Here is a 5,882-nt window from a genome sequence, read left to right on the forward strand (position 1 = left end):
CGCGTTCCAGAATCAGCGGTTGGTTGTGCGCATTGGCGCTTGTGTTGAGACGACGCTGGGTCTCCCGGTGCAGGGCATCGGGTTCCAGGGCGATCTCCAGGTCAAGGCCGGGGGCGCTCATGCCGTGCAGGTGGCCGCTACCGTAGGTGTGCCAGTTAAGTGCTGGCAGGTCACCGAACTGGCTGGCCTGGGGCGCGCCGGTGGCGGTAAGGCTGTGCTGGTGCTGCCAGCTCCACCCGTTACCTTCGGCGATGGCGTTGTGCCGCTGCTGTTCGCCGATCAGTCGCTGGGCGTGGTCGTAGCTAAATGTCACGTCGCCGTGGTCGTTGGTGACGCTGATGAGTTGTCCGTTCACGCCCCACTGGTAGTGTTCCGTGCTGGCCGGGGCGTGCTCGGTCGCGGGCAGGTGGCGGGCGGTGAGCCGGCCATTGGCGTCGTAGTCATAGCGGGTGACCAGCGGCTGGCCGTCGGGGCCCGGGCGGTTGGCTTCTATGCGTTCGATCAGCTGACCGGCGCCGTCGTAGCGATACTGCTGCTCCCGCCCATCGGGGCCGGTCTCGCGGTAGACCGCGCCGTTACCCAGGGTGAGTTCGCTGACGCGCCCGGCCTCATCATAGGCCAAGGTGGTCTGGCTGCCGTCGGCATCGATCCGCTGGGCGGGGCGGCCGTAGTCGTCATAGAACAGCTGCTGACGGTAGCCCTGGGGGCCCTCCTGTTCCACCGGGCGCCCCTGGGCGTCGTGATGGTGGTGCCAGTGACTGCCGTCGGGCAGTTGGGTGGACTGGCGCCGGCCCATGGCGTCGTGGGTGGTGCGGGTGGTTTCATTCAGGGCGTTGGTGACGGCGGCGAGGTAACCGCGGGTATCATAGGTGTAGTCGGTGCGCCGTTCGGAGCAGTCGATCTGGGCGCTGAGCTGGCCCAGGGCGTTCCACTCACGCTGGTGGGTGGCCCAGGGCATCCCGCTCGATGGCCCAGCGGGTGCCGTCCGGAGCGGTCTGGGCGATCACCTGGCCGTGGTCGTCGCGTTCGATCCGCGTCTCGCGACCCAGCGGATCGACGGTGGCGATCTTGCGTCCGGCGGCGTCGTAACGGTACTCGATCACCGAGCCGTCGGCCCGGGTGTGGGTCTCGAGGCCGCCAGGGGCGCTGTGGGATGGTGGGCATGAGCTGACTCATAGCAGGTTTCAGCCACGCTACCGCCAGGGAAGGCAGCGAAGTGCCTTCCCTGGCGGGTGGTAAATGGGCGCAACGTCCGTATTGCACTTATCGGTTGAGTTCAGGACCCTTCAATAGCGTTGCGCTTGGAACTTGAGACCGCCATCTCTTCCCGGTTCAAACGTCCCTGGGTCCACCTCCATTGGGGGCACATCATCAAAATACTCTTTGAAGTACACTATGATGTTTTCAGCAAACTCATAGCGCCTATCACACATCCCTTTAAATTGAATATAAGCAAACTCATTTTCTTCACCTCCAAGTACACCTCCTGGCCCTGGAACCGGGCTTTCAAACCCTAGCGTCTTATGATGAACACTTGCAGCCTCAAAAAAGACCTCTCTATGGACATCTCATCGCCTTTCTGCATTGTATCCAGACCAGTCGATATTTATTCTCACGATGCAGTCTGCTCTATAGTATCTCTCCTCTCCTGGTTGCATCCAAGTAGCACTAATAATGCAGCCAGCATCAGAGGCGTTTTATTCAGCACATTGTTACACACGAATCTGTGGCTCCCCGCAGTGATCGCATGATTTTTGTTGGTGAGGTATGGAAACAGTCCAGTCCGACGGCGAACTGTTATTGAAAACCTTACTTGTCCCACCCGTTTCTGCTGGAAAACTAGTCAACACTCCTCCATGGATGGGGTAAATATCTGGCACAGGGGTTCCGTTGTCGTCAATAGCTGTAAAGGTGGCCTCGTAAGGAAAGGGCTGCACATGAAGTGCCGCTCTTGCATCGGCTCCCTGCAGCTTCACCTGTGAGCCATTCACATTTTTAAAAGTCTCTGTACTTCCATACCTGTGGCGTCCTCAAGACACAAACCGAATATCGGTCACAAACCACCTAATGCTGGGTTTGTGACCGGTTAGGAGAGATGGTATCTAGGGAAGGAAAATAAGAATCCTCCCTACTGGACAGAAAGCTTGCTTCCTGCCCATGCTGCGCATATTACTTTAATTCAGGGCCAATAAACCGCCCACTTCAAATCAGCTTCTATCACCCTTAGAAAAATAGCCCAAAGCATGGCCACAGTTCTCAGCAAACTCAACCGTAGTTGGCCTGTACTGCTTAAGATCTCGATAGCACCACCACCGCTCTGGCCCATCTACCCCCCGCCGACCTACCATATACATGAAAAATACTGAACAATACTTTACAAACCTAAGCCAACGACATTGAGAAGAGCAAAAAAGGTACATCTTCAGGCTTGTTGCATGCCCTTTCATCGATGCTTTTTTAAAGCACTCGCCAGCTAGCTTAAATGATTCCACATCATTTCGACAGCTTAGAAACTTGTTAAAATAAAACACTCCTTTCATGTACCCACCTTTTCTAGCACACACTATCTCAGCCTTATCAAATAAGCTGATGGCCTCACCTTCACTTAACCTACCATAGTAACCCCGCAAAACTCCCAAGCCGGCTGCGCATAATGCGGCTGAGCTTTCTTGCACCTCCTCCTTATTTATAAGACTGAGTGCCAGAGCAACATTTTTCTCGCACCCTTTCCCTAAGGTTAAATACCAGCTATGCAGAATAATAAACAAAGGCTCGCCTGCTTGCGACCTAGCTTTTATTCTTTCATATGCATCGACATCCCTCATTCCACCTTCCCAGGAATTTGTTCTTAAGTAGAAAACAGAGTCATGATATAAGTCTTTCATAAGCTTACCGCTTGCAAATTAATACATCTGAAACCCTGGCTCGAGGACGAGTATCTCGCTGCATTTGCTCTGTTCTATTACGCATGTCTTGTTCAGCAAGGTCCTTAGCATCAGGCCGATTCGAAGCCGGATCGCTGAGCGATAACACAGCATCAAGAACAACATCTTGTGAAATTGTTTTCACGCACTGCCCCACTGGCGAGCGATAAGCGGCATAGCCAGTTGCAGCTACGGTTGGCGCTGCTGCGGCCGCGCTTGACAGCACCATGGGAGCATATCCTGCCGTAGAGGCTGCCGCTCGGTTAATTGTCTGTATGTCAGCCAAATTATCAAGCGCGGCGCGGTCGCTTTCGTGGATAGCAAACCCTGACATGGTACGCGGAGCAATCATTCCCATTACACCGAAACCACCCCTGCTTGATTGACGAGGCTGGTCATCATACAACCCCAGCGGATCCACCATCCCGGTGGGGTTAGTCACATAGCCATACAGGTTCGTGCCACCGTTAAGACCGATCGGATCCTGGCTAATATACCGTCCCTGCTGTGGGTCGTAGTAGCGGTGGCGGTTATAGTAGAGGCCGCTCTCTTCGTCGTGCCACTGGCCCTGGAAGCGGATCGGTTGTGCTGTGTTGCCGCGCGCGTTTTTCACCGCGGCCCAATCGTCGGGCTGAGCTTGCCAACGGGTGGTGCCGTTAGGGGTGACTAACTGCATGGGAGTGCCCAAGGCGTCGGTGATGTAGGCGCTGAGGACTTGGCCTTGTTGGGTGTCGTCGATTCTGAACATGGGCACAAAACTGCCCGGCTCATACACCACGGTAGTGCGCTGACTGTCGTTTTCCTCCCGCACGATGCGGTCGCCGTCCCAGCCGTAGTGGGTGGTGGCGGTGGTGCCGTTGGTGTCGCGCACGGTTTTGCTGATGCGGCGACCCAGGCCGTCGTAGCGGTAGGTGGCTTCGCGGGTATAGCCTAAATCGCTGGCGTTGACGAGGTGCACCAAGCGGTTAGCCCCGTCGTAGCCGAGCGTCAGGCGTTCGCCGTTGGGCTGTTGGCGTTCGATCAGGTTGCCGGCGCCGTCGTAGCGGTAGCGGGTGCCGTTGAGTTGACCAAGGCGGTTATCAGTCAGGGCCTGTTGGCCGTCTAACCGGTTTCCTGCCGCATCCACGCTGTAGCGGTGGGCATGGTCGCCGTGCTGGCTGGCGATGAGTCGCCCGGCGGGGTCGTAGCTGTAGGCGATGACCGGGCTGGTACTGCCCTGGCTGCGGAAGCTGAGCCGGCCCTGGGCATCGTAGCGGTAGTGCTGCTCGCCTTTGACGCTGCCGGGGCCGCGCAGGCTGAGGCGGTCCAGTTGGCCGAGTGGCGTGTAGCCACGCTCGAGGATCAGCGGCTGGGGCTGATCGGCACTGCTCAGGCGCCGCTGGGTCTCGCGGTGCAGGGCGTCGGTCTCGAGGCGAGTTCGAGGCCCCAGCCAGGGGCACTGAGGCCGCGCAGATCACCGTAGCGGCTGGCCTGGGGCGTACAGGTGGCGGTCAGTCGCTGCTGATGCTACTGGTACTACATTGTCAATTGGCTTGGATGTCATAGGGGTCGTCGATGGCGTTGCTACTCATTCCGTCGCTGGCCGTGGGGGCCGGTGGCACTATCGTTCGCCGACAAGGCACCCTGCTTCATCGTAGACCAACCGTACGCTGGCGTGGGGATGTCAGCGCCGGCGAGCCGGCCCAAGACGTTCCCTTGGAAACGTCGACGACTTGAGCGTGCAACATATTACAACGGTCCCTGTTTCAGCCACGCTACCGCCAAGGAAAGGTGCAAAGCGTCTTCCCCTGACGAATGGTATTCGCATTCACTCTGTGCTGCGGTCACTCTATGAATCCAAGGCTCAAGGCCTAAAACTAACTAAAAAAATTCCAACACATAACACAAGCAACTGAGAGCAGAAAAAAATTATCGAGCTTTGCATTCGAGTCGCCCGACCCTCTAGAAATCTTCGCTCTATAACGACATAGTTGTAAGCTCCTCTAAGCACATATTGCGCAAAAAATATCACCACAATCCATAACAAAAGATTGAGCTTAGAAATAAGAATAGCAAGAAACAGGTAAGAAGGAAGCATCACAAGAGCTTCGATCCAGTGCCTCGCCCAATATTCCTTACTTGACCTCATTTACCTAACCCCTGGGACGCACATCCCAACCTGATAGTGCTCATCGGATAAGCCGTCCCCATTAGAATCATAGTTTCGCGTTTGCAAAACACTTATCTCATTCGGTTTAAATATTGCCAAAAAACCCCACAAATAGGGATTGGTTTTAGTGAATGCCCCAGTAGCAGGATCAATCTTAAGCGTTCCACCAGTAACAGTCTTGACCCTGCTGCCTAATGCTGCGTTAGTCAGTCGTTCAAGCGGAGATCTTGGAGCAGGACCTTGTGAAGCAATTGGGGCCCCCACTCGACCTTGCCGACCTGACTGATCTATAGGCCCCGGCCTACCAAACAACCCTAACGGATCCACCATCCCGGTCGGGTTGGTCACATAGCCGTACAGGTTGGTGCCACCGTTCAGACCAATCGGGTCTTGGCTGATGTATCGGCCCTGCTGAGGGTCGTAGTAACGGTGGCGATTATAGTAGAGGCCACTCTCTTCGTCCTGCCACTGGCCCTGGAAGCGGATGGGCTGGGCGGTGCGGCCCTGCTCATTGGTTACTGCCGCCCAGTCGTCGGGCTGGGCTTGCCACAGGGTGTCGCCTCTCGGTGTGACGAGTTGCATCGGCGTGCCCAGGGCATCGGTGACGTAGGCACTGATCTGCTTGGCTGCGCCATCACCAGCCTGGTCGATTCGGAGCATGGGCACGAAGCTGCCGGGCTCGTAGACCACGGTGGTGCGGTGGTTCTCTTTGGCTTCGTGCACGAGGCGGTCGCCGTCCCAGCCGTAGTGGGTGGTGGCGGTGGTGCCGTTGGTGTCGCGCACGGTTTTGCTGATGCGGCGACCCAGGC

General features: G+C 56.6%; 5 protein-coding genes and 1 pseudogene. 1 reads left to right on the top strand and 5 read right to left on the bottom strand.

All coding sequences use genetic code 11. The features are described from left to right. The 4 genes and pseudogenes from KZO25_RS16790 to KZO25_RS16805 form a co-directional block, all read right to left on the bottom strand. Positions 1-958 (bottom strand): annotated as a pseudogene (locus KZO25_RS16790) (hypothetical protein); the annotation flags it as partial. Further along, complete coding sequence (locus KZO25_RS16795) at positions 933-1,103, bottom strand: RHS repeat domain-containing protein (RefSeq protein ID WP_223137863.1); 171 nt, start codon at positions 1,101-1,103, stop codon at positions 933-935. The gene KZO25_RS16795 and the pseudogene KZO25_RS16790, both read right to left, overlap by 26 nt. 1,104 nt (positions 1,104-2,207) lie before the next feature. After that, complete coding sequence (locus tag KZO25_RS16800) at positions 2,208-2,885, bottom strand: hypothetical protein (protein WP_223137860.1); 678 nt, start codon at positions 2,883-2,885, stop codon at positions 2,208-2,210. A 4-nt stretch (positions 2,886-2,889) separates the two neighbouring features. Further along, positions 2,890-4,050 carry an RHS repeat-associated core domain-containing protein gene (locus KZO25_RS16805; protein WP_223137861.1) on the bottom strand — a complete coding sequence of 387 codons (1,161 nt, stop codon included), beginning with the start codon at positions 4,048-4,050 and terminating at the stop codon, positions 2,890-2,892. A gap of 15 nt (positions 4,051-4,065) precedes the next feature. On the opposite strand from KZO25_RS16805, the gene KZO25_RS20090 reads away from it, so the two are divergent. Next, positions 4,066-4,386, top strand: coding sequence for a hypothetical protein (locus KZO25_RS20090; RefSeq protein WP_262489097.1), 321 nt, complete (start codon positions 4,066-4,068; stop codon positions 4,384-4,386). Between the two features lie 666 nt (positions 4,387-5,052). On the opposite strand, the gene KZO25_RS16815 is transcribed toward KZO25_RS20090, so the two are convergent. Continuing rightward, the coding region (locus tag KZO25_RS16815; protein WP_223137862.1) for an RHS repeat-associated core domain-containing protein at positions 5,053-5,882 on the bottom strand (830 nt) is incomplete at its 5' end.

The sequence above is a fragment of the Halomonas sp. ANAO-440 genome, from assembly GCF_019915905.1.
Lineage (GTDB): Bacteria > Pseudomonadota > Gammaproteobacteria > Pseudomonadales > Halomonadaceae > Halomonas > Halomonas chromatireducens.